Consider the following 25,119-nt stretch of genomic DNA (forward strand, 5'->3'; position numbering starts at 1 on the left):
CGCCGCCGAACGCCTCAGAAGGGCTGCGCCGGCGGCGACGGCCGAGGGGAACGGCTCGGAGCGCGGCTCGCCGCGGGATCATCGCGTTTCCCGGCCGTCGCAGCGCGATCTGGGGGAGCGTGGGGGCCGCTTTCAGGCTCGGCCGGCGGTCAGCCGCCTTCGAGCGACAGAGGAGGTTCGGGCGAGGCGGGTGCCTCGGGGGAGAGCGCGTCGTCCTCCTCGGCCGCGGTCCGGCCGGGCCTGCGGCCGGACGGGCGCACCTTGGCGGCGAGATCCTCGAGGCCGGCGAACATGAAGCTCGCGGCGAGCAGCGCGGCGCCCTGGCCGAAGCTCTTGTCGCTCTTGCGCAGGGCGTTCTGCTTCGCGCGCAGCGTCGCCTCCTTCTCGCGCTCCTCGGTCGCGACCTTCGCGAGCGCCTTCTTGAGCGCCGGCAGCTCGGCCGCGATCTCGTCGGCGAGCGCGGCGCGATCGAGCTTCATCGACGCGCGCCTCGGCTTCGGGAGCTTGATCTCCGCGTCCCGCAGGGCGCTCGCGACCCGCTCGCCGCTCGTCACGAGCACGGAGGGGTCCTCGGGCACGGCCCCGTCCAGCAGCAGCTTGCGCAGGCCCGCCGGCCCGAACGCCGCATCGATGGCGGCGCGCCCGTCGACGAGCACCGAGCGCAACCGGGCGGCCGCCTCGTCGCGCGCCTCGCGTGGCGCGGCATCGTCGGCGAGCTCGCGCTCGTGCGCGTCGTCGGCCGCCACGAGCGCGGCAGTGTCCGCGGCGAGCCGGCGCGCGACGAGGCGCATCAGCAACGCCACGTCGGGCATCTTCTCGCCGGACCTCAGGAAGGGCGCGAGCTCTGCCGCGGTCCCCTTCGCGCTCTCGTCCGCGTGCGTCTCGGCCGACGCGGCCACGGCGCGGCTGGACTTGTCCCTGTCGGTCACCAATTTCGACGCCATGCATCCTCCTTCTCGGGGAGCGCGGCCGGAACGGCCGCGACATGGCCCGACAGGCTCGTCGATCCGCGAGCGCATCGCAAGAGTCTGCCCGTTCGCCGTGGGCCGGCGGCGCCCCACCGAGCAACCGCGTCGCGGCGATCGTGGCCACGATCTTGCGAAGCGGCACGTGCCAGTTTGCAGGCCCATGGGGCCCCCTACGGCGTTCACCCCTTATCCCGGGGCGGTCGCGCTCGGGGATTCGGGGCTTGGGGAATGGGCGTCTGATTCGCCGTGGCCTCGGCGGTCCGCCATAGGTGCCCGAGCTCATCGCAGGCGCGGGCCAGGCGCTTGTACGCGGTCGAGACCGGGAGCGAGAGCTGCGTTGCGATCTCGTTCATCGACACCCCTGCCAGATACCGCGTGAGCACGTCGCGCAGCTCGGGGGGGATCTGGTGAATGAGGGCGCGCGCCTGCTGGCGTCGCGACACGTCCTCGACGAGCTCGAGGGCCGTCGGGCTCTCGTCGGGCATCTCGGGATCTGGCTCGGTGCCTGGCCATTCCCGTGGGCGGCGCTTGACCTTCTCGTGGTAGTGCGACGCCGTGAAGACCGCGATTCGGTTCTGCCATCGATCGGCCGGCGAGCGCTCCGCGTCGTAATTGCCCCATGTCTTGAGCATCTGCTCCAAGACATCTTGCGCCACGTCGTGCACGTCTGACGACGGAACACCCAGGCGGACAAGCCATCGAGCCAGGCGCTTGAGGGCGCGCTCCGAAAGAAGGACGTCAATCCCAGGATAGCGACCGTCCCTCTTCGCCATGCTCTCATGGTGTCACAAATGCGACATCGCGTAAAGGCCGATGCGCCAATTTCCGTGAGCACCGTGCGCGGGAGCGCCGCGCCAGCCCCCGCAGCTCGGAGAGCACGCCGAGCAGGAGCGCCGTCGCGACGCACACCGAGAGCGTCGACCGGCCATCTCTGGCCAGGCGTTCACCCGCGTCAGCGACGAGCCCCGCCGCGCCTCGCCGCGCCCACCACCGCGCAGGCGGTGCGACTCGGGGAGCAGGCGGACCCGACCTCGCAACACCTCTCGATTTCCAATTTGGGGGTTCTCACAGTGTCGCAAATGTGACATGGTGTCCCGACGCGGTCCAGGCCGCTTGGCCCGTTCCCCGACCACCCCACCCGGGGGGACAGCGCCGACGCGTGGCGCGTTCAAGGCCGGCCGGGCCGCGCTTTGTCCGGAGGTGCCTATGACATGGGCTCAGGTACATGAGATATTACGCATCAACGCCGGTGTGCTCGCGCTCGGTCTGCTTGTCTCTGTTCTCGTCATCGCCGGTCTCGTCGGGGAGCTCGCCCTCGCGAACCGAAGGCTTGGCAGAGCCAGAGGCGAGCGGGATGCCGCGGTCGAGCGCGAGCGCGCGGCGAAAGAAACGGTCGGTGCGATTCAGAACTGGGACGTGGAGGAGATGCGGCGTCTCCTCGGGTTGTTCGTGACGACCGCCGATGCCATGGTCGCCGAGATCGACGAGTTTCGCGGTCGATCCGTGCCGTCTCCGGCGGAAGCCTTCAGGCTGCTCTGCCGCGGGGACGACGATTGGCAGACCCGATTTGCTTATGCATCTGGCCTGTCCCCCGGTGCCGCGGCGGCCGTCATGGACGGGCGTCGCGCCATCAACGAAAGGATGGCGCGGCACCTCGCGGATTTCACGGGGGTCTCTGTCAACGCGTGGCTCATGCTCTCCCGCATCCATGGCGCCTATCGCCTGCTCTCGGAGACGACCATGGTTCGCACGCGCGACGCCCTCACGGCTGCGATCTCGCGTCGTCGTGCCGCGTTCGCCGAGCTGGCCGAGCTCCCCGGCGGCCCCGCTCCCGCCGACAGCGCCGAGCCGCCGCCCGCCCCGGTCAAGGCGTCGGCGCCACCGCCCGTGCCGACGGTGCGCCCGGGCGAGCCGCCTCCCCCGCCGATCGCGCCGCCGCCGCCCACGGTCCCGGCGCCGCCCGCTGGCGAGCGGCGCAGGCCGTGGAGGCCGGCCGATGATCGCCAGGCCGCCGCGCTGACCGAGCTCCCCGTGCTGAGCGAGCCCGACGAGGGAGATGAGCCCACCTCGCAATTCCGACCGGATCGCACCCTGCCCGGTGTGGGCCTGTCGTAGTGTCGTAAAAGCGACACTGCGCCTCCGCTCTTCCGCGCACGGGTCGCGCTCGCGTACCATGCGCCCGTGCCCTCGCACCCCGACGAGATCCTCCGTCACCGCGTCGAGTTGCTGGCGCGCTCGCCGGTGCTCCAGCGTGGGAGCCCCGACACGTTGACCCAGATCGCCAGCGCCACCACGACCGCGCGGGCCGAGGGACCCGATCCGCTCTACTCCGAGGGGAGCCCCGCGCTGCACGTGCTGCTGCTCGTCCGCGGGGCCGTCCGGCTCGATGCGACGATTCGCGGGCGCACCGTGCCGACCGGGTGGCACCGCGGCGGGGAGCTCATCGGAGAGGAAGCCGCGTATGAGCCCACGTACCGCGCCACGGCGGTCCCGCTCAGCCCGACGTCGATCGTCCAGCTGCCGGCCGGCGCCCTGCGCGCGGCGCTCGCGTCCGATGCAGCGCTCGCGATCGCGTGGGGGCACCTGGCGCATGAGCGCTTGGTCGAGACGCAGCTGCGCCTGGGCGCGCTCGCCGCGAAAACGCATGTTCGTCTCGCGGGCTTCCTGCTGGATTACGCGCGCCGTTTCGGCAGCAAGGAGCTCGAGACGAACAAGCTTTTGCTGGTCGATCGGCCGACCGCCTCGCAGATCGCCGCATATCTCGGGGTCGTGAGGCAAACGGTGCAGAAGGACTATGACAAGCTGGAGGAGCTCGGCGGAATCCTGCGCGTGAGCGGCGGCCTGTACCTCCATCCCGCGGTGCTCGAGCGCATCGCCGACCAGGAAGGCCCGCCCTCGAGCAGGTGAATCGAGTCGCGGACCCGCCCCCGGTGTCGAGCTGAGGTACAAACGACGGTCGAGAGCAGGCCTTTTGCGCACGGGTCGCGCTCGTGTACGGTAAGCGCGTGCCTCCGCTCCCCGACGACGCCCTGCGTGACCGCGTCGAGCTGCTCGCGCGCTCGCCGGTCCTCAAGCGGGCGAGCGCCGACACGCTGATCCAGATCGCGAGCGCCGGGAGCACGGCGCAGATTGAGGGGCCGGACCCGATCTACACCGCGGGGAGCCCCGCGGCCTACGCGCTGCTCCTCGTCCGCGGCACCGTCCGGCTCGACGCCACGATCACCGAGCGCACGGTGCCGATCGGGTGGTACCGCGCCAGGGAGATCATCGGCGACGAAGCCGTCTATCAGGTCACGTACCGCACGACGGCCATCGCGCTCAGCCCGGTCATGCTCGTGCGGCTGCCGGCTCGTGCCCTGCGCGCCGCCCTCGCCTCGGATGCCGAGCTCAACTTCGCGTGGGGGAATGAGCAGCACCGGCGCATGGTCGAGACCCAGCTGCGGCTCGGCTCGCTCGGGGCGACCACGCACGTGCGGCTCGCCGCGTTCTTGCTCAACTACGCGCGCCGATTCGGCGCCGAGCGGGCCGGCGCGAACCACATCGTCCTCGACGAAAAGCCGACCGCCTCTCAAATCGCCGCGTATCTCGGCGTCGTCCGGCAGACGGTCCAGAGGGACCTCGACAAGCTCGAGGCGCTCCGCGCGATCGAGCGAGGGAGCGGCGGCGGCCTGCACCTCTTCCCGGAGGTCCTCGCGCGCATCGCCGGCGACGAGGGGCCGCCGTCGAGCAGGTAGCGCCGGAACCATTCGTTCTGCACCGGCGCGTGGTTGGATATCGTAGGGAGTTGATGAAGGATGGCTCTCCCGTAGGACCTGTGCGCCACGCCGCCTTTCCGTAACTCAGATCGCCTTTACGTTTAGCGCGGCGAAATTTCCTCAAAATCGAACGATCCGGTCTCGAAAAAATACAAATGAAGGATCGGGATGGCCGGTAATGCCACGGGGGACGAGGACTCCCAATCTTCCCCGTGGTTTTTTGCGTTTTCTTGCGGTAGCCTCGCCAACGTGCGTTCCTTTGGTGTGTGTCTCGCGGTCCTCCTCGTGTCGGCGGGCGCGCATGCCGAGCCGTCGCGGCGCGGCATGCGCGAGCAGACGATCCAGGCGGCCAACCGAGCTGTCGGGGAGCGGCGCTTGGCCGACGGTCGCGAGCTCTGGCGGGCGCTGTGGGAGTCCGAGCGGGCGCCGGAGGCCGCCTGTAACATTGGACAGCTATCGAGCCGCATGGGCGAGCTCGTCACGGCCCAGGAGTACCTGGCGATCTGCGTGCGCCTGGACCCCCGCGAGGCGCACAGGATCGAGCTCGCGCGGGTCGAGGCGCGGCTCGGGCGCCTGATCGTCCGTGCAGATCCCGGCGTGACCGTGCGCGTCGACGGGCGAGAGCTCGAGCCCGGGGCACGCGAGACGTGGGTGCGAGCCGGCGACCATTTCGTGGAGATTGAGCGCGCAGGGCGGCGTGCGTCTGCTCCCGTGCTGGTGCCTGCGGGCGAGCGTCGGCAGGTGACGCTCGAGCTCCCCCCGGAGCGGCCCGCCAGCCCCCCGGAGCGGCCCGCCCGCGCTGCGCGCCGGCCCCCTCCGCCGCCCGAACCGGGCCCGACGTGGCCGATCTACGCCGGCCTGGCTGGCGCCGCCGCTGCCGCCGTGGCCGGCGGGACCGCGCTCGCGATAGCGGAGGACCGGCGCGTCGCCGCGTTCCGGCGCGCGCGGCAGATCAGCCCGACGAACGGATGCATCGCGCCCCGGCCCGGTTGTGACGAGGTGACCGAGACCACGGAGGAGCATTTCACGCTTCGCACGGTCGCGATAGGCGCGTTCATCGGCGCCGCGGTCCTCGGCGCCGGAACGGGGGTCTATTGGTACGTTCGGCCCGATGGCGCATCCGTGGCAGTGGCACGCCGATGGTGATTCCGGGTTACGAGATCGGCGATCGGATCGACGCGCCTCCGCCGCTCCAAGGGTGGCAATGCACCAAGGAGGGCGAACCGTGGTGCATCTACGCGGCGCCCCAAGGTGACACAGGCTTTTCAGAGCGCCTGGAGCGCCTGCGGCGCGTAAAGCTTCCGTGGTCACCGGCCATCGTCGATGGAGGGATGACTGAAGAGGGCTGCCCGTACGTCGTCACCGAGCCAGCAGGGACGCCTGTTTCCCTGTCGGGTGGATGGCAGGGGATCGCAGAGATGCTTCGTCACGCCCTGAACGCTGCGGGGGCGCTGTTAGCGGCTCACGAGATGGGCGTGTGTCATGGGGACCTGACGCTCGAATCTCTGAGCCTCGACGCGCGGGGTGAAGTGCGCATCGCGCGGCTTGGATTCTTGGCGCTGTTCCGGGTCGAGCTCTGTGAGACGCATCGGCCCCAAGCGCCCGAGGTGCTGAGGCGCGGCCATCCGACCGGCCCGCAGGCCGATGTCTACAGCCTGGCGGCGATCCTTGATCGTGTCGTGCGTGATCGCCTGCCGGCGGGCGCCGTTCTCCCTGCGCCGCTCGCCGAGCTCATCGCGAGGGGCACGGCGGAGCACCACGAGGAGCGTTACACCGACATGCTCGAGCTCTTCGATCGTTTGCGAGACGCATCGACAGAGGTGCTCGCGGCCCAGCTCGTCGTGCCAGACGATCGCGATACGGCCCCCGTCGCGATCGACGACGGGCCGAAGACGCCCCGCGGCCCATCGAGCCGGCAGACGGTCCCGGCGTCGATAGAAATACGAGCCGTGCGGCGCGGGGCCGCGCCGCACCCGGCGTCGTCGGTCCCCGAGCTCCCCGTGCAGGCCTCCCGTGTGACGGGCCCCGTGGCCGTCGTTGCGCTCGGCCTCGCAGCGCTGGCGCTCGGGACCGCTGCGAGCCTGGCCGTGCTGCTCCGCCCATCGCCCATCGTTGTGCAGGTACCTGCGCCGGCCGCTGCACCGCCGCCATCCGCCACGGCGCCGCCCGCGAAAGCGGAGCCGGCGCCCGCCGCCGCGCCGACGCCCCCGCCCTCGTCCCCTGCGCCGTCCCCCCGGCGAAGAGCGCGCACGCCGATGGAGGAGCTTTGCGAGTCCGAAGGATGGTATTCGTGCACGATGCCTCGGTCAGCTAGGAGGTGACATGTCATTCCGCATCATCGCGTCCGCCGTCGTGACGGCGATATGGTTTACGATACCGTTGGCGTGCCAGTCGCCATATACGTATCTCAACTGCGGCGAAACCAACGATTGCCACACTGACGCTCAGAACGCTCCGGGGACAGTCTGTGTGGACGAAGTCTGCACATGCCAAAGCCGGACCCAGGTCATCTGCTGCGACTTCAAGCAGGCCGACGATCCGGATTGTGAGCTCGCGTGCCGCCCTTGCTGGTCATGTCCCGAGGGCACCAGGGGCTGCGAGGGCGCGGACTTTGAATGCCGTTCGCCTGCTGATTGCGCCCCCGTACCCACCACTTGCCCGAACATTAGCTCGTGCGAGCTCGGGCGATGCGGGCACACCTTCCAGGCCGGGACGACGGAAGTCCAAAAGTTGGGGGACTGCACGCGGCGGAGGTGTGACGGCCTGGGCGTCGTCGAGTATGTCGTCGATTTCGCCGATACGCATGATGACGGGAACGATTGCACTGTTGATCAATGCGACGAGACCGGACCAACTCACAAGGTTAGCCCGGATGGTACAGGCTGCAAAGGCGGCAAGGGCTACTGCGTCGCCGGCCAGTGCGTGGAATGTATGCGGCAAAGCGATTGCGAGGACTTGCCGGACGCCGTTTGCGGCGCACATAAGTGCATCCCAGCGAGTTGCATGGATAGCCGCCTTAGTAGCAACGAAACGGACACCGATTGCGGCGGCCCCTGCGCGCCATGCGACGACGGCCAGAAATGCGAGGTTGATGCGGACTGCTCCTCTAACGCCTGCCAGTCTGGGCGCTGCGTCGCGCCGACCGCCAGCGACGAGCGGACGAACGGCAGCGAGACGGGCGTGGATTGCGGCGGCCGTGACGCGCCTGCGTGCTCCGGCGGTGAGCGCTGCGCGTATCACCGGGACTGCACGAGCGGCGTGTGCATCGGCAACGTATGCCGTGCGCCGACATGCACCGACGGCACGCAGAACGGCGAGGAGACCGGCATAGACTGCGGCGGCTCCTGCCCCGCCGCGTGCGAGTAGTTCGGCGTCGATTGGGTCGTTGTAAGCGGCGTGCCAAACCCGGCGGGCTGCCTGTAACCAGGGCCGGAGCCGCCGGTCGATCCGCTGCGAACGTAGCAAGCCAGCGGGTAGACGAGATCCCACCGAGCTCGCTGCCGAGCGCCTCGATCACTCACCCGGCCGGTCGCGCTCCGGCTCCCATGTGCAAGGGCTGCATGGACGTAACGTAGTCCAGGTCGCCTGTTGACGCCGCCCCTCTTCCTGGGAGATCGGTGCGCTCATCCGGAAAGAGAGGAAGACATGGGGTGCAGCTTGAAGCTGAAGGCGAGCGCGCTCGTGCTATGTGGCGGGCTCGCGATGGTGCTCGCGTCGGCATGTGAATTGCCCACTTACGTATGCGACACAACAGAGTCTGTCGGAGTGGGCGCGGGATACCCGACAGAATCCGTAGGGGCGGGAGACTACCATCAGAGATGGCAACGAAGGTGAAGGCGGAGCCGAAGAAATGGGTAGCGCATCGCTGGCGATGGCAGGATGCGTTCCGGTCGCTAGGTGCAGCGAGTACTTCGAACATTGTCAGGCCGAAGGGTGGCCTTGCACGCGCATAACGACAAGCGGCCACACGTTCTGCCGCGACTGTCTTGACTATTGCCTTCGTGACGAACCATATGAATTCAGTGAGTGCCTTCGCCGTGGATATCGCTAGTGCGACACACGTCGTGTTTGAGTCTCGTGTGGCGGATCGCATTGCGTCGCTAGGCGCCACCAACGTGGTCGTTGACTCCGACTGCCTTCTTGTTGGGCCGTCCCGTATGGGCACGTCAGAGCACGTTCTTGCGCGTCAGGCATGGTGGGGCTCTTTCGTCGACCCCATCGGTGCTGATAGCAAGATAGGTTTCGTGGTTGTCGTGTGGGTTTCGTCCGCAAATCTGCGCGAGCGCGTGGGCATCTGGAGAGTCTGCGGTAGGCTGCGCGAGTGCGGCATTCCGCGGAAGAACATCGTTATCGTCGAGCTGGACCCGCCATCTCGCGGGCTGGATACGCGCGAATCTGCCGTGCCGACGCGGTGCTCCGCCTCCGAGCTGGGTACCCTCCCGGCGCGGCTCAGTGAAGCGCGCCCCTGGCCACGCGAACGCTACCGGCGTGCCGTCCGCCTCTGGAGCCAGTACACCGCTGCGGACCCGAGGCCGCTCGCGCAGAATTGCGCACGTGGTGTCGAGGGGTTTCCAGAGCTCGCTCCCTTATGGGCACTCCTCGCTTGCTTCTTTCCAAGAAGGATTGCGGGCGGCCCCTTGCGTCTCAGCCGATTCGACGAGCTTCTCATGACCATCCTTTCGGCAGAATGGCAGACTCCTCTCGCGGTGGTTAGTCGCGACATGCGATCTGGAATGGATTTATGGAGGATACTCTCCTGCACAGGAGACCTGTTCCTGCCACGCCGGCTAGAGCACTGGGCAGACCATGGTTCGAGCGCATTCGTGGAGCGTGCGCCTGGCCCGAAGCCGCCTAACGCTGGCTACCCGATGCTCTCGGAGGTCTACCGCCTCACCGAGCGTGGCATGCGGCTCCGAGACAAGGGACTCGACCGGCTCACGGATGGGCCAAGCCTGGCCATCGCTGGGACCGAGGCGTACTCGCCTTCGTCCCCCTGGGGGCTGCTCGAAGATGGACGGCTCGCTCGGCTGTAAGGGGCAACCGCTGGCAGCGTGTAGATGGCCGCGGAGATCCGCAGGAATCTGTGAGCATGAGCCTAAGGATGGATGGACTTTCGCCCCGCCAGCGCCAAATTGATTCTTCCGTTTTTGGAATTGCCAGCGCCGCATTCGCGTCATACCCAGGTGCTCCTGCGAACGCGTTCTTGGCCGGAACATGGTGCCCACCACCAGGGCCTCCGTATGGCCGCAGCGCCGCTCCCCTTGCGGCCCCCGCCGCAACCGCCGACTCCTCCGCGAGCGCCCCCAGCCCCCTCCCCATCCCGAAGACGGTGGCTGCCGCGAAGATCACCGACCTCGTCCCCGCCGCGCCCGCTGCCCAGTAGTCGCCTCGGTCGATCGCGAGCGCCGTGTCCGCGGCGCCCTGCCCGATGTGGAAGAGCGGGTTCACGGCGTTGAGCGCGCCGAGGAGCCCGTCCTGCTCGTAGCCCTGCCAGAGCGCGCCGCCCAGTTCGTATCCGCCGTAGATCCCGAACGTCAGCGCATTGAGCACCAGCGACCGTGCGATGCCGAAGCCGAGGTCGCCCGTGCCCTCCGCGGCGCCCAGCAAGGTCTGGCCCACGATGGTGCCAGGGCCGCCGGCGCCGGCGTGCTCCGGCGAGACGGTCACCGGCTGCGGCACGTACCCGGACGAGGTGCCGGTCGTGCCCACGTCGACAGGCGCCGTCGTGGCGCCGACCTCCAAGGGCTCGCGACTGGGGCTCGCGGCGATGACCGTCACGGACTCGCGATTGGGTCTCGCAGGCCGAACTCCTTGGATCGTTACCGAACACCCGCGCACACAAGGGGTGACGACTCCGTCGCTCCCGTGGACCGCTGAAATTGGCAATCCCCCGGCGGCTTGGGGTTCCTCCTGAAACCCGCTCGGATCCACGTAGTTGAGCGGGCTGTTGCGCACGTAGCTGTACGGGTTCCAGCTCTGGCCCGACAGCGGCGCTTGCACGATCGGATCGGTCGTCAAGAACCGACCGATCCTGGGGTCAAACATCCTCCCCTTCATGTTGACGAGGCCGAGCTCCTCATCGCCCTCGTGCCCTGTGAACCCCCGCGTCGTCTCGCTGGAGAACGACGCCGGCACGGGCTCCCCCCACACCGGGTCTCTCCGCTGGCCGAACGGATCGTAGCTCCGCCGCTCGACCACGTCGCCGTCTTCGTCGGTGAGCGCATCGACCGAGCCGAGGTGGTCGACATGGACGTAGCGCGTGCCGGCCGCGGCGCCCCCTCGGGTCACGATCGCCACCAGCCGCTCCGGCGAGTGGACGTGGTACCGATGCTCGGCGCTTCCCGCCGCCGCTTCGGTGACCCGCTCGTACAGATCGCCGAAGTACAGCGTCTCCTGGTCCGGCGTGGTCTTGCGGATTCGCTGCTGGTCGCCGTCGTAGGCGAACGAGACGGTGCTCGCGCCCTGCGTGATGGTCTCCGGCAGGTCGAACGGCGTGTAACGCACCGTCACGCCGCCCGGGCGCGCGATCTGGTTGCCGACGGCGTCGTAGCTGAAGCGGTCCGTGCCCGCGCCGGTGACGGCGTGCGGGTGCAGCGGGTCGTCGTAGGCGAGCGTGCCGACGTCGGACTTGAAGGTGAGATTGCCGTCGGGCGCGACCTCGTAGCGGAGCGCGCACGGCACCGACGCGCTGTCGGTGGCGCTGAAGTACGCGCACGTCAGCCGCTCCAGCGCGTCATGGCGGAAGCGCTCGGTCCGGTGCTGTGGCTGGAGCGCGTCGGTCCGGAGCGTGAGGCTCCGCCGCGCGTCATAGTCGTACGACAGGTCTTGCACCTCGGCCGTGCCGCGCCGGGTGACGAGGCTCTCCAGGCGTTGCTTGTCGGCGAAGTAGCTCCGCTCCGTGACGGTGCCGTTGCCGAACGCCTCCGCGCGGAAGCGTCCCGCGTCGTCCACATCGGTCAGGCGCCAGTAGGCAGAGCGCGTCGCGGCGTCGCGCACCGCGAGCACGTGGCCGTGGGCGTCGTGGTCGTGGGCCACGACGAACGGTGCCGCGCCGGCCGGCGTGGGGTACGTGATGGTCTCGACGCGGCCGAGCTCGTCGTAGTCGAGCCTGCTCTCCAGGGCCGCGCTCTCTCCGTCGATGCGGAGCGTCACCGTCTCGAGATTGCTCTCCGCGTTGTAGGTGTACGTCTTCTGTCCATCGGGGCTCGCGAGCGCCTCGAGCTTGCCGATGCCGTTCGCCGCCGTATCCCACGTCCACGTCGTTGTCCGCCGCTCCGCGCCGTGCTCGTCCAGACGCGATCGGGCGCGCCCGAGAGGATCGTACTCGAACGTCGTGACTCGCCCGAGCGCGTCGGTCGAGGTGACGAGCTCCCCGAAGCCATCGTTCGTGGACACCGTCGTGCCCCGATCCGGATCCTCGCGTTTGCGGATGCGGCCGAACGCGTCATGGGTCGTGGTCGTAACCACGCCGCCCGGATCGGTGACGGCGTGCAGCGCGCCGAACGGACCGTACCCATAACGCGTGACGCCCAGCGCCGCATCGGTGACGGCCACCGGCCGTCCCAGCGGGTCCTTCTCGACCGCGGTCACGTGACCGAGCGCATCGGTGACCTCGACGCGCAAGGCGTCGTGGTCGGTCTCCACGACCGCGTTCCACGGCGTCGTGTGCTGCACCTCGCGGCCCACCGCGTCGTGCTCGTAGACGTCGTGCAGGATCTCGTCTTCGGGCGTGCCCTCGCGAGCCGGCACCGAGCGCCGCGCGATGTGCTCGCCGAGTGCGTCGTACGCGATCTCTTGCATCAAGCGCGGAAGCTCGTCCCTGGCGCCCTCCACGGAAGGTCCGTGCCACAACCACCGGATCGGACGGCCCAGGCTGTCGTATTCGACCGTATCGTCGGCGCCGCCGGGCGTCGTGGTCCGCTGCGTCACGCGCCAACCGTCCTGGTCCGGGCCGCCGTCCTTTGTGCGCGACAGCTCGATCGTCGTCTGCGTCCCATCGGGCCGAATCTCCAGCCCGAGGCGGCCGAAGCCGTCGTATCTCCACTCGGTCACGAGCCCGTTCGGATCGACCCGCTCGACGAGCACGCCGAGCCCCTCATCGAGCTCCACGCGCGTGGTGTGGCCGGCCGCGTTGACGTGCGTCTCGGGGAAGATCCCCTCGGGGTCGTACGTCGTGCTCCACGCCCGGTGGTGGCCGAACGCGTCGTCCGCCGTCACCCCCGTGACGTTCCCGAAGTCGTCCCGCGTGTATACGACATCGAGCTTCGTGTCCAGGATGCCTTCGTCGCTGTCCGTGGACTCGGTGTCGATCTCGCCATGGTCCGTCGTCGTGCGCGTGAGCAGGCGACACTGCGAGCGCCCCGCGGCCGCGCTGCACGCCTGCTCCGTCGCCAGCTGGCCGAGCACCCAGCGCTCTGTGTCGTTTTTGTAGGTGCGCGTAACGTCGAGCGTCAGGTCGACATCGCGGGTCGACACCTCCTCGGTGATCACGTTGCCGAACGCATCGAACTCGGTCACCTCCGCCAGCGTGTCGCGCAGGATCGTCGCCCCGTCCCCGTCGCCCGACGCGACCTGCTCGACGTACGCCTCCACGGTGGGCGCCTCGCCGTTCTCCGGCGGAACCACCCCTTGCGCTCGCCGGGTCCGGCGCTCGGTCGGGAGCGTGAAATAGCTCGCGCCTCGTTCGTCAGAACGAGCGTCCGCTCGACGTCGAGGAACGAGAGCTCGATCGGGTCCGGCCTGGGTTGGCCCGGCAGCCCCGGAGCCCAGCGCCGCTGCTGCTTCACCTGCCCCGTGAACGGGAAGACCTCGAGCTCCTCGTCGAACGTGGCATTGTCGTACCGCTCGGCCGTCCCGGCGCGGGTGTCGAGATCGACAACGATTCGCTCCCCGAACCCCAGAAACCCCCGCCCGAGGCGGTGATAACGCCCATCGCGGTAGCGCACCTCGAAGCGCCGCAACCGGTCTGCGCCGTTGTTGACAGCGTAGCCGCTGACGACCCGCCGCGGCCCCACCGCGCAGCGGCGCGGGTAATCGCAGTCGTTCGCCGCGTCGTCGCGAGCGAGGTAGAGCATGCCCTCCCGCTCCGGATCTCCCACGGCGGTGTCGTTCGTGATCGAGGCGTCGGTGAGATGGCCGTACGCGACGCTCACGTTCGGCACGAAGCCCGGCTCGCCCGGCTCGTGCGCGTTCATCCCGTCGGACACGGCGACGAGGAGATCCTGATCGGCCGCGAGGTTCTGGAAGATCGTGAATACGCCGTCGATCGGCAGCACCACATCCTGAGCCCCGTCGCCATTGATGTCCCCGACCCTCGGCCCGTGCGGCTCGGCGAGCGTGACGGCCGCCCCGACCGCCGCCTCGAACGGGATCTTCGGGTCGACGAGCGCGAACGTCGGCCCGTCGCGCGCGCCCGTGGCCTGCAGGACGGCCCACGACGGCAGCGCGAGGGATGAGCCCGGCAGCATGCCCGGTGGCACCGGCATCAGCAAATCCTGCATTCCATCGTTGTTGTAGTCCAGGGGTGTCGCGAGCTTGAAGAACGTGTCCTGTGCGCCGAGCTCCGCCGGGTCAAGGGCGAGGCTGTCGTCGAGGTCCTCCGGGTCAAGGCTCACGATGAAGCCCACCTGGCCGAGGCTCTCGACCCCCGGCGTGGCGAACGTCGCCCCCGTGTTGAGGTACGTGCGGAGCCCGCGGTAGCTGAAGCCGGATTGCACGGCGTCGGGCAAGCCGTCCCCGTTCACGTCGAGAAATACGACACGCCCCCCGATCTGAGGGAGCTTTGTGTCGAACACTTCCCAGCTCCCGTCGTGCCGGCGGGTGAGCGCGGCCCACGTCGACGCGGGGAGCATCGCGCCATCGCTGAACGTCAGCACGGTCGCCACGACGAGCTCGACCTTGCTGTCCGCGTTGAGGTCGAGCGTCTGGATCTCCATCTCGCAGGGAAACCCGTTGAGCGGCTCGAGCGACTCCCCCACGCGGTCGAACCCCGCCGGCGTCCCGTCGCGCTCGGGCTTCCAGCGGTGGACGAGCCACGTCGCGTCGAGCGGGTTCAGGGTCAGCTCGCGGCTGTGATCGTCACACTGGATCAGATCGGGCACGCCGTCGCCGTCCACGTCGGCGAGGTGCATCGCGCCCCCGGGCATGCTCAATCCGGGCGGCGTGGGGCGGACGCCGAGCGGGAACGGCCGCCGGATGCCGGTATCGTGGACCTCGAAGGTGCGGTCCGGCCGGGCCAGGAGCACGTGCCAGGTGTCGGTCGCGTCATGAACGTCGTGCAGCAGGATATCTGTCCTGCCATCCTGGTTGTAATCGATGCTCGTCCCGAGCTCGGGCTGAAGGAAGGCCGGATCGGCGGCCTCGAACGAAGGGTCGACCACGGGCCAGTCCTCGAAGAGCGCCAGGGTCGCCGGCTCCGGGTACGGCACGGCCGCGCCCGGCCCTCGATTGCGCGCGACGAGCCAGCCGGTGATCGGATTGCGGGGCGTGCTCAGCCCCGCGACCGTGTCCGGGAGCACGAGGTCGTCGAGCCCGTCGCCGTCGATGTCGAGGAGCATCGGGCTCGCCTTTCTGGAGGTCGGCCTGGCGACGCTCGTCGCGATCCGCTGGAACCCCGCCTCGCCGCGGCTGTACTGAAATCGCGTGGGGGGCTTGCACACGCCGTCGCCCGCGCACTCCTCGACTTCGGTCAAGCGCGTCCGCCGCGTCGTCTCGCTCACCTCGTACGTGAACCCGTAGCGCCGCACAAGCGTGTTGTCCGGCCCGAGCATCTGGATCTCGTCGAGGCGCAGCGCGCTCTGAAGCTCCATGCCGCCGGCGTAATGACCCCGGACCTCGGCCGGCTCCTTCGTGGCATACACAAACCGCACTGCCCGCGAGGGATCGAGCTCCGGCTCTCCCTCGAAGCTCGTATATCGGATCTCATCGAGCGCGTACTCCGCCGTGAAGCCCCCCCTCGGCATTGGCGAGACAGTAGTCGTACGTCATGGCGTTGCCGCGCCCGTCGCGCGCCTTGGTGGCGAGCCACGCGCGCGGGGCGCCACCCAGCGCGAGCGGCTTGCCGCTGTCGCCGCTGCCGTACTCGATGACAAGCCCGGACGGCATCATCGCCTCGAAAAAGAGCGCCTCCGCGGGCGCCTGCCCTTCCTCGGCATGGTGGCCGACCACCTTGACCCTCGTGTCGGGCAGCGTCCTGTACTCGATGGTCCCGGGCGCTCGCCCCACCGCGACAAGCCGCTTGCTGTCGAGGCAGAGCGCGTCGTCCCCGTCGTACCGGACGCCGCGGATCTCCCCGTCCTGGGCCAGGCTCTTCGGACACCGCGTGATCGCCGACAGCCCGGCGATCGAGAACCCCGCCCCGAGGACGCCTTCGCCGCCGCCGCTATCGAATTGGAGGGCGAGCCGCGGCTCCACGCCCGCGCGTCCCGGGACCGAGACGAGCGGCATGACGTACGTCGCCTCTCCCGTGCTCGTGACCGAGAACGTCCCCGCCATGGCGCCGGCAGCGACGGTCTTGACCCCCGGTGCGCGTCCGGCGCTCACGGGATCGCTCGGGTCGCGCGTCCGGCAGGCGATGGTGCTGTGAGGATGAACCGGCGGGCGCTCCGGCATGCACGTACACCCCGCCTGCGCGAGCACGCAGAGCAGGAACATCGCGAGCGGGAACAGCGCCCGGCCGAACCATCGCCGAAACGACGCCATCGCGGCCTGCCTCACCCGAAGCACCGCATGGATCAGCGACCGAACGATGGATTGCAGAATCGCCGCCATGGCGACCTCCCTCGCAGATAGCAGCGCATGGTTCTGCAGCGCATGTCAAGCGCCCTCGGGACATCTTGGTTCGACCTAAATGCGGCTTTTCTCGGGTGGGGGGCTTGATTACGTCATCGGAAAGACACCGCGCCGGGAGTGAAACACGATGAGGCGCTATCGCCGTTCGTCCTGAACAACACAGCGCGTCCCAGTACGCGCCTGCGCCTCTGGGCGCCCACGCGCCCCGTGCTGCTCGCTAGGTAAGAGATCATCGAGCCGCACAAGAGCCGCCCCCGGTCGTCGCCTCGACCAGCAAGCGCGCGTCGGACTTCTTTTCGGCCCTCGACCACGCCGCCGCGGCGCCCCGCCATCGCAACAGGGACGAGGGCTGATCGCTGCGCGCTTCGTCTGGGTCGACCCGTCTCATGCTGCCCTCGTGGGCGAACATCTCCCCCTCCGGACAGACCGCTCCGCCTCGCCGGGCAGACCTTCCCGCTCTTCGTCGAAACCCGGGCCGAAAAAATTCCGCGAACGTACGGTCGTCACCGTCGTGGCCGTGGGGATTGTAGGCAACCCGCAGGATTGTCCGAGGGCCTGTGGGCAAGCTCGATTTTAAGCCTATCGTCCACCACCACCACCACCACCCAAGGAGCCAGCGGATCGTACGCTGTGACACCCCACACCGGCAGCGGCGCTCCTTGAGCGATTTCGGCAAGACCGTGTCGCTTTATTTCATCGCCGACAGCCGTCAACCTATAGCGAGCCTCCAGCATAGGTGGTCTATCCGTCCTGTAGGGCACACTCTCCAGCGCGGCCTCAGCCCCACGGTGCTCGGCCCACTGTCGCAGCCGCATGGCGAAATAGCAATCGCTGATGCGTATCATCCAAGTTTAAGCAGCTCTGCGCCAGCCGATGAACGGTGCATCAACACGTCCACGGGCGTCGACCAGTCTTTCCCGAGACACGAGAACAAGAGCTCGTCAATCCGAGATAGGGTGAGCTTGCTGCCGTCCACCCGAGGAAGGAATGCCGCTTGGTGGGTGCCCAGCTCTACGAGATCCTTCCGTGCTCGATCTGCGCGCCCACCCTCGGTGGACAGGACTGGAGACCGACCGGATACCTTTCGCCAAGAGCGCGCCATGTGCTGGACGCGCGTCCGAGATAGAGCGCGCGCGTCGTCCAGACCGCGGCGCGCGTCAGCCGGCTTCACGTGGACGAATCCACGGCTAAACCCATCCTCCGGCGCATCTCCCAGGATGACGATGTCGAGATCCGGGTGATCGGGCCGATAGCGGAGCCTCCACGCGCAGAGCGCCCACAGCTTCAGCCTATCGCTCCACAACCCGGACGTCCATACGACGATTCTCTGCTGCGATTTCAACGCATCGATAACATCATGAAACCGCGAACGGAATCGTGTCCTTTCCCGTCCTCGAAGGTTCCAATAATCGCACCGCCGCTCACAATGGTCTTCGGGAGCGGACGCGCACGGCCCCTCGAGCAAGTTATCGCGCACGAAACGCACAGGAAGGCGAAGCCCGCGCCGGATCGCTTTCCGAATGTCCTCATTTGTAGTGACGTGAATAGTCATTGAGATCTCAGAACAAACACTTTTCGCGGTCACAGATCACGGCACCGCATACCTGCATCGAGTAGAGCGACAGGGATGGATCAAGGCTGACATTGCCCGTCTTCGCGACGTATCCAACGGTAACCGCCGTTCGATCGTGGACCCCTTCGCGTGCCCCCGGAATGATGCTGAGCATGTTGTGGACTTCGATCCGGAAGTCCCTCTCTTTTCGCCAGAGCCAGCCGGAGAAGGGGCTCACGGCCAGCTTGGGTTCGGTCCCGACCTGGATCCCGCCCACGCTCACGCCACCGCTGAACTCGAGTGCCTGCGCCGATGCCGCAACAAGGACGAGCGCAGATGCGCAGAGCAGGCAGACGTTGCCGTGTGAGCGCAACGACATGGTGGAGGTCCCCCGGCCGAGCCCCGACACGCGCCGCGCGGGGGCGTGAACAGTTTTTCTGGGTGAGATTTGGGCGTCAAGGAAGGGCTGAGGGTTTCGGCGAGTCGAATCGACAGAAGGCCAGTTCGACCGTCCCGGGCGCGTCTGGTGCGCACGCGGCTGCGCGGCGGGCGTGTTCGTCAACCATGGGGTTGGCGAACAGCCACCACTCAGAACCCCACAGCGCCGCGACGATTCGTCTTGACTATTGCGACGGCATCGCTCTCACGCGACGTGCGCCTCGACCGCGGCCAGCCGTAGCGGCGGAAGGGGGTCGCGCCGAGCTCACGCCCGGTGCCGAGCTCGCCGGCGTCCACCTCGACCCCGCGCCGCGCTCGCACCTGTGCTCCTCGTCGCCGGCATCGCGCCCGAGCTCGGCCAGGTGGCGAGCATCGCGAGGAGCTGGTCCGGACGCACGGCCAGAGAGCCGCTCCCCGGGCGACGATCCCAGGGCGAGACGGAGCAGCAGCCGCTCCGCGGGCGACGATCCCGGGGCGAGGCGGCGCTCGGGCCGTCAGAAAGGCGAGAGCCGGCGGCGACGGCGCCGCCGAACGCTTCGGAACGGCTGCGCCCGCGGCGACGGCCGAGGGGAACGGCTCGGAACGCGGCTCGCCGCGGGATCATCGCGTTTCCCGGCCGTGGCAGCGCGATTTGGGGGCGCGTGGGAGGACGCCTTCGGGCTCGCCCTCGCCCTTTCGCCGGCTCCCCGCTCCGCCGTCTCACCCGCCCTCGCCTCCTCTCTCTCGCCGCCTCTCTCCGCCGCGCGCCGGCATCGCCACCTGTTCGCCACCCGTCGGGCGCCGTAGTACCGTGCGCGCGATGTCATCCGAACCCGCCGCGAACCCGCCGTCCGCCGCTCAGGTCACTCCGGGCGGCCCGCCTCCCGGAGGTCGACTCGCCGTGCTCACCGCGTTCGCGGTGGGCGCCTCGTGGATCCCGGTCCCGGTCCTCCCCGATCGGATGCTCCTGCGCATCCGCGGGGCCATCGTCCAGGACACGGTCGCCCGCCACGGCCTCAGCCTCACCACCGACGCGCGCGCCCTGCTCATCCAGCCGGGCACGGATCAGACCCCGTTCCGCAAGGCCGCGCAGCTCGTCACGAAGGAGGTCCTCCGGCGGCTCAACCCGGCCCTCGCGCTCGCGGCGGCCGCGCGCGGCCTCGAGGTCTACGCCCTCGGCCACCTCCTGAACCGCTACATCACGCGCGTCCGGCGGACGAGCGCCGTCCGCATCCACGCCGAGGAGGCGCGCTGGATCCGCGACGCCGTCGATCGCGCCGTGCGGCGCGCGCTGTCCCCCTCGCTCCGCGCGAGCGTCACCATCCTGCCGAGCGGCGCGGAGGACCTGCGCGACGAGTTCACGCGCTGGATCGACGCGTTCCTGCTCGCGGGCGCCGCCGCCCCCGAGTACATCGAGCGCCGCCTCGACGCGGCCTTCGACGAGATCGCCGCCGCCGGCCTCCCCCATGACTGAGCACGAGGAACGCACCGCCGCGAAGGGCGCCGCCACGGGCCGCCACGCGGGCGTCGCCACGCCCGAGCCCGATCCAGAGGGCGCGCGCGCCGCGCTCAAGCGCTGCCGCCGCGTCATCATCAAGATCGGCTCGAAGAGCCTGTCCGGCGACGCCTGGGACCGGCTCGCCGTCGAGGTGGCCGCGCTCCGCGCCCGCGCCGGCCGGAACCTCGTCATCGTGTCGAGCGGCGCCATCGCCCTCGGCGTGGCGAAGCTCGGGCTGAAGGCGCGCCCGAAGGACATGGCCTGGCTCCAGGCCGCGGCCGCGGCCGGCCAGAGCGTGCTGATGCAGCGCTACGAGGAGGCCTTCGGCAAGGTGGGCCTGCTCGTCGCGCAGGTGCTCCTCACGCACGCCGACCTCGCGGACCGCACCCGCACAAACAACGCGAGGAACGCCCTCGCCGCGCTGCTCGAGGCGGGCGCCATCCCGATCATCAACGAGAACGACGCCGTCGCGGTCGAGGAGATCAAGTTCGGCGACAACGACCAGCTCGCCGCGATGGTGACCCCGCTCTGCGAGGCCGATCTCCTGATCCTCCTCTCGGACGTCGAGGGCCTGCTCGACGGCGACGGGCGCCGCGTGCCGTTCGTGCGCAGCGTCGCCCGCGAGGCGCGGCACCTCGCCGGCGCCTCGACCTCCGGCGTCGGCACCGGCGGCATGGCCAGCAAGGTGGAGGCCGCGCGCCGCGCCACGCTCGCGGGCTCGCACGTGGTCATCGCCGCCGCCCGCGAGCCGGGCATCATCACGAGCATCCTCGCGGGCGAGGACGTCGGCACCCTCTTCGCCGCCGTGCCGCAGCGGCTCAACGCGCGCAAGCACTGGATCGCCTACACGCTGCGCCCGCGCGGCGCGATCCTCGTCGACCGGGGCGCCGCCGAGGCGATCGCCTCGAAGAACCGGAGCATCCTCGCCGTCGGCGTCCTCGGCGTGCGCGGCACCTTCCTCCCGGGCGACGCCGTGGCCGTCTTCGACCCGGAGGGCACCGAGATCGCGCGCGGGCTCGCGCGGATATCCGCCGGCGACGCGGCGCGCATCGCGCGGAAGAAGCGCGACGAGTCCGGCGACGACGTCGTCGTCCACCGCGACGACCTCGTGGTGCTCCCGAGCGAGTAGCCCCGCCGCCGTCCAGGCCGCCCTGTGGGTGAGCCGCCCCCCCGATCGCGCGTCCCTCGCACCTCGCGGGAACCTTCGCGCCGCCCGGCTGTCGCTCAGTCTCAGTCAGCAGTTCCAGTCTGCTTCCTGGAGGTCGAGTGATGCGCTTCGGGTTGTTCGTCGCGAACGGCGTGGTGCTGGCGGGGGTCATCTGGACGGTCGGGCTCGGGCCGAGCGTCAAGGCGTCGCAGCTTCTGCCGCCGCGCGCCACGGCGGGGCTCGGCGAGCTCGCGGCGCTCGAGGCCCGCTACGCCGAGGGCCGGACGCCGGCGAGCGTCACCGCGCTCGCCGCGGCCTACCTGGAGCGCGAGCAGCCGGGCCTCGCCTCCTCGGCGCTCGAGGCCGCCCCCCGCGAGGTGCGCGAGCTCCCGGAGGCGGCGCACCTCTCGGCGCGCGCGCTGCTCCGCCGCGGTCGCGTCCACGACGCGCTCGCCGCGGCCGAGCAGGCCTCGGCGGCCTGCGCGACCGGCGGCTGCCCCGCGTGGCTCGAGGCGAAGTCCGAGCGCCAGCGCGCGTTCCTCGAGCAGCTCGTCGCCGCGGGCGTCGAGGATCCGCAGATCGACGCGACCGCCGTGCGCGCCGCCTACGAGCGCAGCGCGAGCGAGGTGCGCCTCGTTGCGATGCGCTGAACGCAGCGCGCCGAGGGCGCGTCAGCGACGGCCGAGGCGACACGATCTCGACGCGCGCGTCGGAATCGTTCTGCCCGGAACCAATCTATTCGGTCTGGCTGGACAGGGTGGCAGTCCGGCGGAAGGCGTCTGTGACAGCGCGGCGGCGCGACGGCGGCGCGACGGCGAGATCGACGATCGTTGAGGTCGTATCCAAGCTTGGAAACCCTGTCGATGTCGAATGACGGTCACCTTTTCATGTCGTAGCCTTGGGTCTTGTTCGGCGCGTCGACACCGGGGGCGCTGTCCGATTGAACAACCGGTTGCGCTTGGGAGGGTCTCCCTCAGGTGGAACAGCCGCACGCTTGCACGCTGGGCGCCTTGTCGCCCGCATCGACAGGGTTGTACCGGCGCGGCGCCGTGGTCGCTGCCGCGCTCGCCCTCACCGCCGCCGCGGGCTGCGCGGCGCCGATCACCAACGCGGGGCTGCCGATCCCCGCGGCGAAGCCGGGCCAGGAGCAGCGCCCGTTCCAGCTGCGGCCTCCGTTCGAGCTGGCGACGAACGAGGACGCGATCGTGCGGATCGTCACCGACGTGACCTGCACGGGGACGCTCATCACCGAGGACCTGGTGCTCACCGCGCACCACTGCGTCGCGGCGCGCGACGAGAACGGCAGGACGCTGCGCCGCGATCAGGAGCCCGAGGCCATCTCGATCGAGCTCGGGGGCGACCACCTGCCCTGGGGCGACGTCTCGGTCCGCGCGGTGGTGTCGCCGGACTGCGGGTACACGTCGGGCGAGGGCGACATCGCCATCCTCGTGCTGTCGCGCCGCCTGATCGGGATCCCGACCCTCGCGCCGCGGATCGAGGCGGTGCCCGGGTCCAGCGAGTACGTGACGCCGTACGGCTTCGGCCGCTGCGCGCTCTCGCGCTCCCCGGTCCACCTCGTGCCGCGGCCGGGCGGCACGATCGACACGGTGGGCCCCGGGCACTTCGTCGCGACCGCCTCGATCTGCCCCGGCGACTCGGGGGGGCCTGCGCGCAGCGACATGGGGGGCGACGTCGTCGGCGTGATCTCGTCGAGCGTGATGGACGGCGACGAGATCACGACCGGCACCTCGTACTTCAGCCGCCTCGACGTGTGGCCCGAGCTGTTCTCCGCCGCCCGCGAGATCGCGGCGGGCGCGAGCCCGAGCGAGCTGCCGCCGTACCGGAGCTGCCTGCGTTGACGGGGCCGCGGCGTCCGCGAGCTCGCCTTGCTCGCCGCCCGCGGCCGCCGCTGCGCTAGGCTGCGGGGCCGCATGCGGAAGCTGTTCAACGGGCTGCTCTGGATCGTGGGGACCTTGCTGGTGATCGGCGTCGTGCTCCGCGCGCTCGTCCTCGACGTCTGGACGGTGCCGAACGACCCGAGCCTCGGCGCCTCGATCGCGCCGAGCCTCGCCCCGGGCGACGTGGTCGTCGTGCTGACGCGGGGCACACCCGGCTTCGGCGAGCTGGTGCGGTGCCCGGATCCCGAGACCCCCGACAGCCACATCGTGGGCCGGATCGCGGGCGTGCCGGGCGACACGGTCGAGGTCGACCACAGCGCCCTCGTCGTGAACGGGCAGCGCTACGAGGCCGAGGTCGCGTGCACCGAGCCGAAGCTGAGCATCGCCGACCCGGCCACGGGCAACGCGGTCCCGATCTCGTGCGACATGGTGATGATGGGCCCCGGGCTTCACCTGCGGGCGACGGGGCGCAAGCCTCCGCGCGAGCGCCGCCACCGCGTGGAGGTGCGGCCCGACACGGTCTTCCTGCTGAGCGACAACCGGAGCTACCACGACGACTCGCGCGACTTCGGCCTGCAGCCGCGCGCCGCGTGCAGCCAGCGGATCGTCTTCCGTCTGCTGGGCGCCGGGGGCTGGGGCGACGACGAGCGCCGCTTCACCTTCGTGCGCTGACGGCCCCGGCGGCCCCGCGACCGCGCCGGCGGCCCCGCGACCGCGCCGGCGGCCCCGCGACCGCGCCGGCGGCCCGCTCGACGGAGCGTCTTCCAGGCAGAAGTCCCGGATCTGCGTCAGCTCGTGCTTGACCCCTCCGCTCTTCGACGTCTAGAACCGTGGTTCTCTCCACCCGGGTCATGGATCCAGCGCGAGCAGCGGGCCGGGTCCCGCGCCCGGGCTCGCTTCATCGGTCGGAGGTCCGCCCAGGCGGCCTTCCACTGGCGCGGGTCGGAGAACCGCGATCCGCGGTCCTCCAATGCACCGAGGAGACGTTTGCACACAGAACAGCACGAGATTGGCATCGTCTGTGGCCAGTGCGACCTGTGGAGCCCGATGGGCACCGCGCGTTGTGCTGAGTGCGCGAACGACTTGGCCCTGTTCACGCCGCGCCGGGCGAGCCCGCAGGCCGTATCGGTCCGGCGCTCTCCGACGCCCGCCGCCGGCAGCGGGAGCGTGAGGGCGGAGGCCCGGCTCGACCCGACGAGCTCGCGCGGCGCGGGGCGGAGCCCCAAGACCACCTCGTCCAAAGGCGAATTTGCCGAACTCTCCCAGGAGGAGCTGATGGAGCAAGCCCGTAACTACGTCTGCCGTTCCTGCTCGAGCGGAGTTCCCTCGGGCCACAAGTTCTGCGGGAGGTGCGGAACGGCGGTCCCGCCCGAGATCCTCAACGCGCAGACGCTGTTCTTCGGGGACATGCAGAACCCGGCGAAGGCGAAGCTGATCCTCATCCGTGGCGAGGGCATGGACGGCCTCTCCTTCCACCTCAAGGCCGAGCAGCACATCGTCGGCCGCAACGGGCAGCTCGTCTTCCCGGACGATCCGTTCGTCTCGCCGAAGCACGCGAACTTCTTCTACCGCGACGGCAAGCTTGTCGTGCGCGACGAGGGCTCGCTGAACGGCGTGTACATCCGCGTGCGCGGCACGATCGACATCACGCCGGGCGACACATTCCTCGCGGGCGAGCAGCTCTTCCGGCTCGATCCGACGCCGCGCGCCTCGGACGGCCAGGACACGGACGGGACCTTCTTCTACTCCTCGCCCAAGCACCCGAGCCCGTTCCGTCTCACGCAGGTGCTCCAGGGCGGCGCGGTCGGCATGACCGTGTGCGCGCGCGGCAGCTCGCTGCAGATCGGGCGCGAGGGCGGCGACCTGAACTTCCCCGTCGACCTGTACATGTCGGGCTCGCACTGCCGCCTCGAGGAGCACAACGGCAAGTTCACGCTGACCGACCTCAACAGCCGCAACGGCACGTACGTGCGCATCAAGAGCGAGCGCGAGCTCGCCCACGGCGACTACCTCTTCATCGGCCGCAAGCTCCTGCGCGTCGAGCTCAACACGAACTAGTGCCGCCCGCCCGCGCGCGGCCGCGCCGGAGCGCTC

15 protein-coding genes and 1 pseudogene are annotated in these 25,119 nt (G+C 69.8%); 11 read left to right on the forward strand and 5 right to left on the reverse strand.

The genetic code is table 11. The annotated features are described in order from the left end of the window. Positions 1-149: 149 nt before the first annotated feature. Together WME75_RS41745 and WME75_RS41750 are read right to left on the reverse strand one after the other, a co-directional pair. Positions 150-944 carry a hypothetical protein gene (locus WME75_RS41745; RefSeq protein ID WP_437482777.1) on the reverse strand — a complete coding sequence of 265 codons (795 nt, stop codon included), beginning with the start codon at positions 942-944 and terminating at the stop codon, positions 150-152. A 203-nt stretch (positions 945-1,147) separates the two neighbouring features. Further along, positions 1,148-1,741: an RNA polymerase sigma factor gene (locus WME75_RS41750; RefSeq protein WP_437482780.1), complete on the reverse strand. Its 594-nt coding sequence runs from the start codon at positions 1,739-1,741 to the stop codon at positions 1,148-1,150. A 433-nt stretch (positions 1,742-2,174) separates the two neighbouring features. On the opposite strand from WME75_RS41750, the gene WME75_RS41755 reads away from it, so the two are divergent. From WME75_RS41755 to WME75_RS41775, 5 genes are all read left to right on the forward strand, one after another. Then, positions 2,175-3,083, forward strand: coding sequence for a hypothetical protein (locus tag WME75_RS41755; RefSeq protein ID WP_437482783.1), 909 nt, complete (start codon positions 2,175-2,177; stop codon positions 3,081-3,083). A 66-nt stretch (positions 3,084-3,149) separates the two neighbouring features. Continuing rightward, entirely contained in the window at positions 3,150-3,875 is a 726-nt protein-coding gene (locus WME75_RS41760) for a Crp/Fnr family transcriptional regulator (RefSeq protein ID WP_437482786.1), read from the forward strand. A gap of 98 nt (positions 3,876-3,973) precedes the next feature. Further along, positions 3,974-4,702 carry a Crp/Fnr family transcriptional regulator gene (locus tag WME75_RS41765; RefSeq protein WP_437482788.1) on the forward strand — a complete coding sequence of 243 codons (729 nt, stop codon included), beginning with the start codon at positions 3,974-3,976 and terminating at the stop codon, positions 4,700-4,702. Positions 4,703-4,972: 270 nt separating this feature from the next. Beyond that, positions 4,973-5,869: a hypothetical protein gene (locus WME75_RS41770; protein ID WP_437482791.1), complete on the forward strand. Its 897-nt coding sequence runs from the start codon at positions 4,973-4,975 to the stop codon at positions 5,867-5,869. Continuing rightward, positions 5,863-7,044 carry a hypothetical protein gene (locus WME75_RS41775; RefSeq protein WP_437482794.1) on the forward strand — a complete coding sequence of 394 codons (1,182 nt, stop codon included), beginning with the start codon at positions 5,863-5,865 and terminating at the stop codon, positions 7,042-7,044. The genes WME75_RS41770 and WME75_RS41775 overlap by 7 nt, the downstream gene beginning before the upstream one ends. A gap of 3,331 nt (positions 7,045-10,375) precedes the next feature. On the opposite strand, the pseudogene WME75_RS41780 reads toward WME75_RS41775, so the two are convergent. The 3 genes and pseudogenes from WME75_RS41780 to WME75_RS41790 all read right to left on the reverse strand — a co-directional run. Then, a pseudogene (locus WME75_RS41780) lies at positions 10,376-16,423 on the reverse strand (RHS repeat-associated core domain-containing protein); the annotation flags it as partial. Between the two features lie 931 nt (positions 16,424-17,354). Then, a complete protein-coding gene (locus WME75_RS41785; RefSeq protein ID WP_437482797.1) occupies positions 17,355-18,065 on the reverse strand; it encodes a DUF1835 domain-containing protein in 711 nt (236 codons plus the stop codon). A 7-nt stretch (positions 18,066-18,072) separates the two neighbouring features. Continuing rightward, positions 18,073-18,444 carry a hypothetical protein gene (locus WME75_RS41790; protein WP_437482799.1) on the reverse strand — a complete coding sequence of 124 codons (372 nt, stop codon included), beginning with the start codon at positions 18,442-18,444 and terminating at the stop codon, positions 18,073-18,075. Positions 18,445-19,302: 858 nt separating this feature from the next. Between WME75_RS41790 and WME75_RS41795 the strand changes: the two genes are divergently transcribed. From WME75_RS41795 to WME75_RS41820, 6 genes are all read left to right on the forward strand, one after another. Beyond that, positions 19,303-19,956 (forward strand): hypothetical protein, encoded by a 654-nt coding sequence (locus WME75_RS41795; protein ID WP_437482802.1) that lies wholly within the window; start codon positions 19,303-19,305, stop codon positions 19,954-19,956. Beyond that, positions 19,949-21,109, forward strand: coding sequence for a glutamate 5-kinase (gene proB, locus WME75_RS41800; RefSeq protein ID WP_437482805.1), 1,161 nt, complete (start codon positions 19,949-19,951; stop codon positions 21,107-21,109). Before WME75_RS41795 ends, proB begins: the two co-directional genes overlap by 8 nt. A 140-nt stretch (positions 21,110-21,249) precedes the next feature. Then, positions 21,250-21,777, forward strand: coding sequence for a hypothetical protein (locus WME75_RS41805; RefSeq protein ID WP_437482808.1), 528 nt, complete (start codon positions 21,250-21,252; stop codon positions 21,775-21,777). 360 nt (positions 21,778-22,137) lie between these two features. Then, positions 22,138-22,986: a trypsin-like serine peptidase gene (locus WME75_RS41810; RefSeq protein ID WP_437482811.1), complete on the forward strand. Its 849-nt coding sequence runs from the start codon at positions 22,138-22,140 to the stop codon at positions 22,984-22,986. Positions 22,987-23,058: 72 nt separating this feature from the next. After that, complete coding sequence (lepB, locus tag WME75_RS41815) at positions 23,059-23,697, forward strand: signal peptidase I (RefSeq protein ID WP_437482814.1); 639 nt, start codon at positions 23,059-23,061, stop codon at positions 23,695-23,697. A 603-nt stretch (positions 23,698-24,300) separates the two neighbouring features. Continuing rightward, on the forward strand, positions 24,301-25,083 hold the full coding sequence (locus WME75_RS41820; protein WP_437482817.1) for an FHA domain-containing protein: 783 nt from the start codon (positions 24,301-24,303) through the stop codon (positions 25,081-25,083). Positions 25,084-25,119: the final 36 nt, after the last annotated feature.

It is taken from the genome of Sorangium sp. So ce1014 (assembly GCF_051521505.1).
Taxonomy (GTDB): Bacteria; Myxococcota_A; Polyangia; order Polyangiales; family Polyangiaceae; genus Sorangium.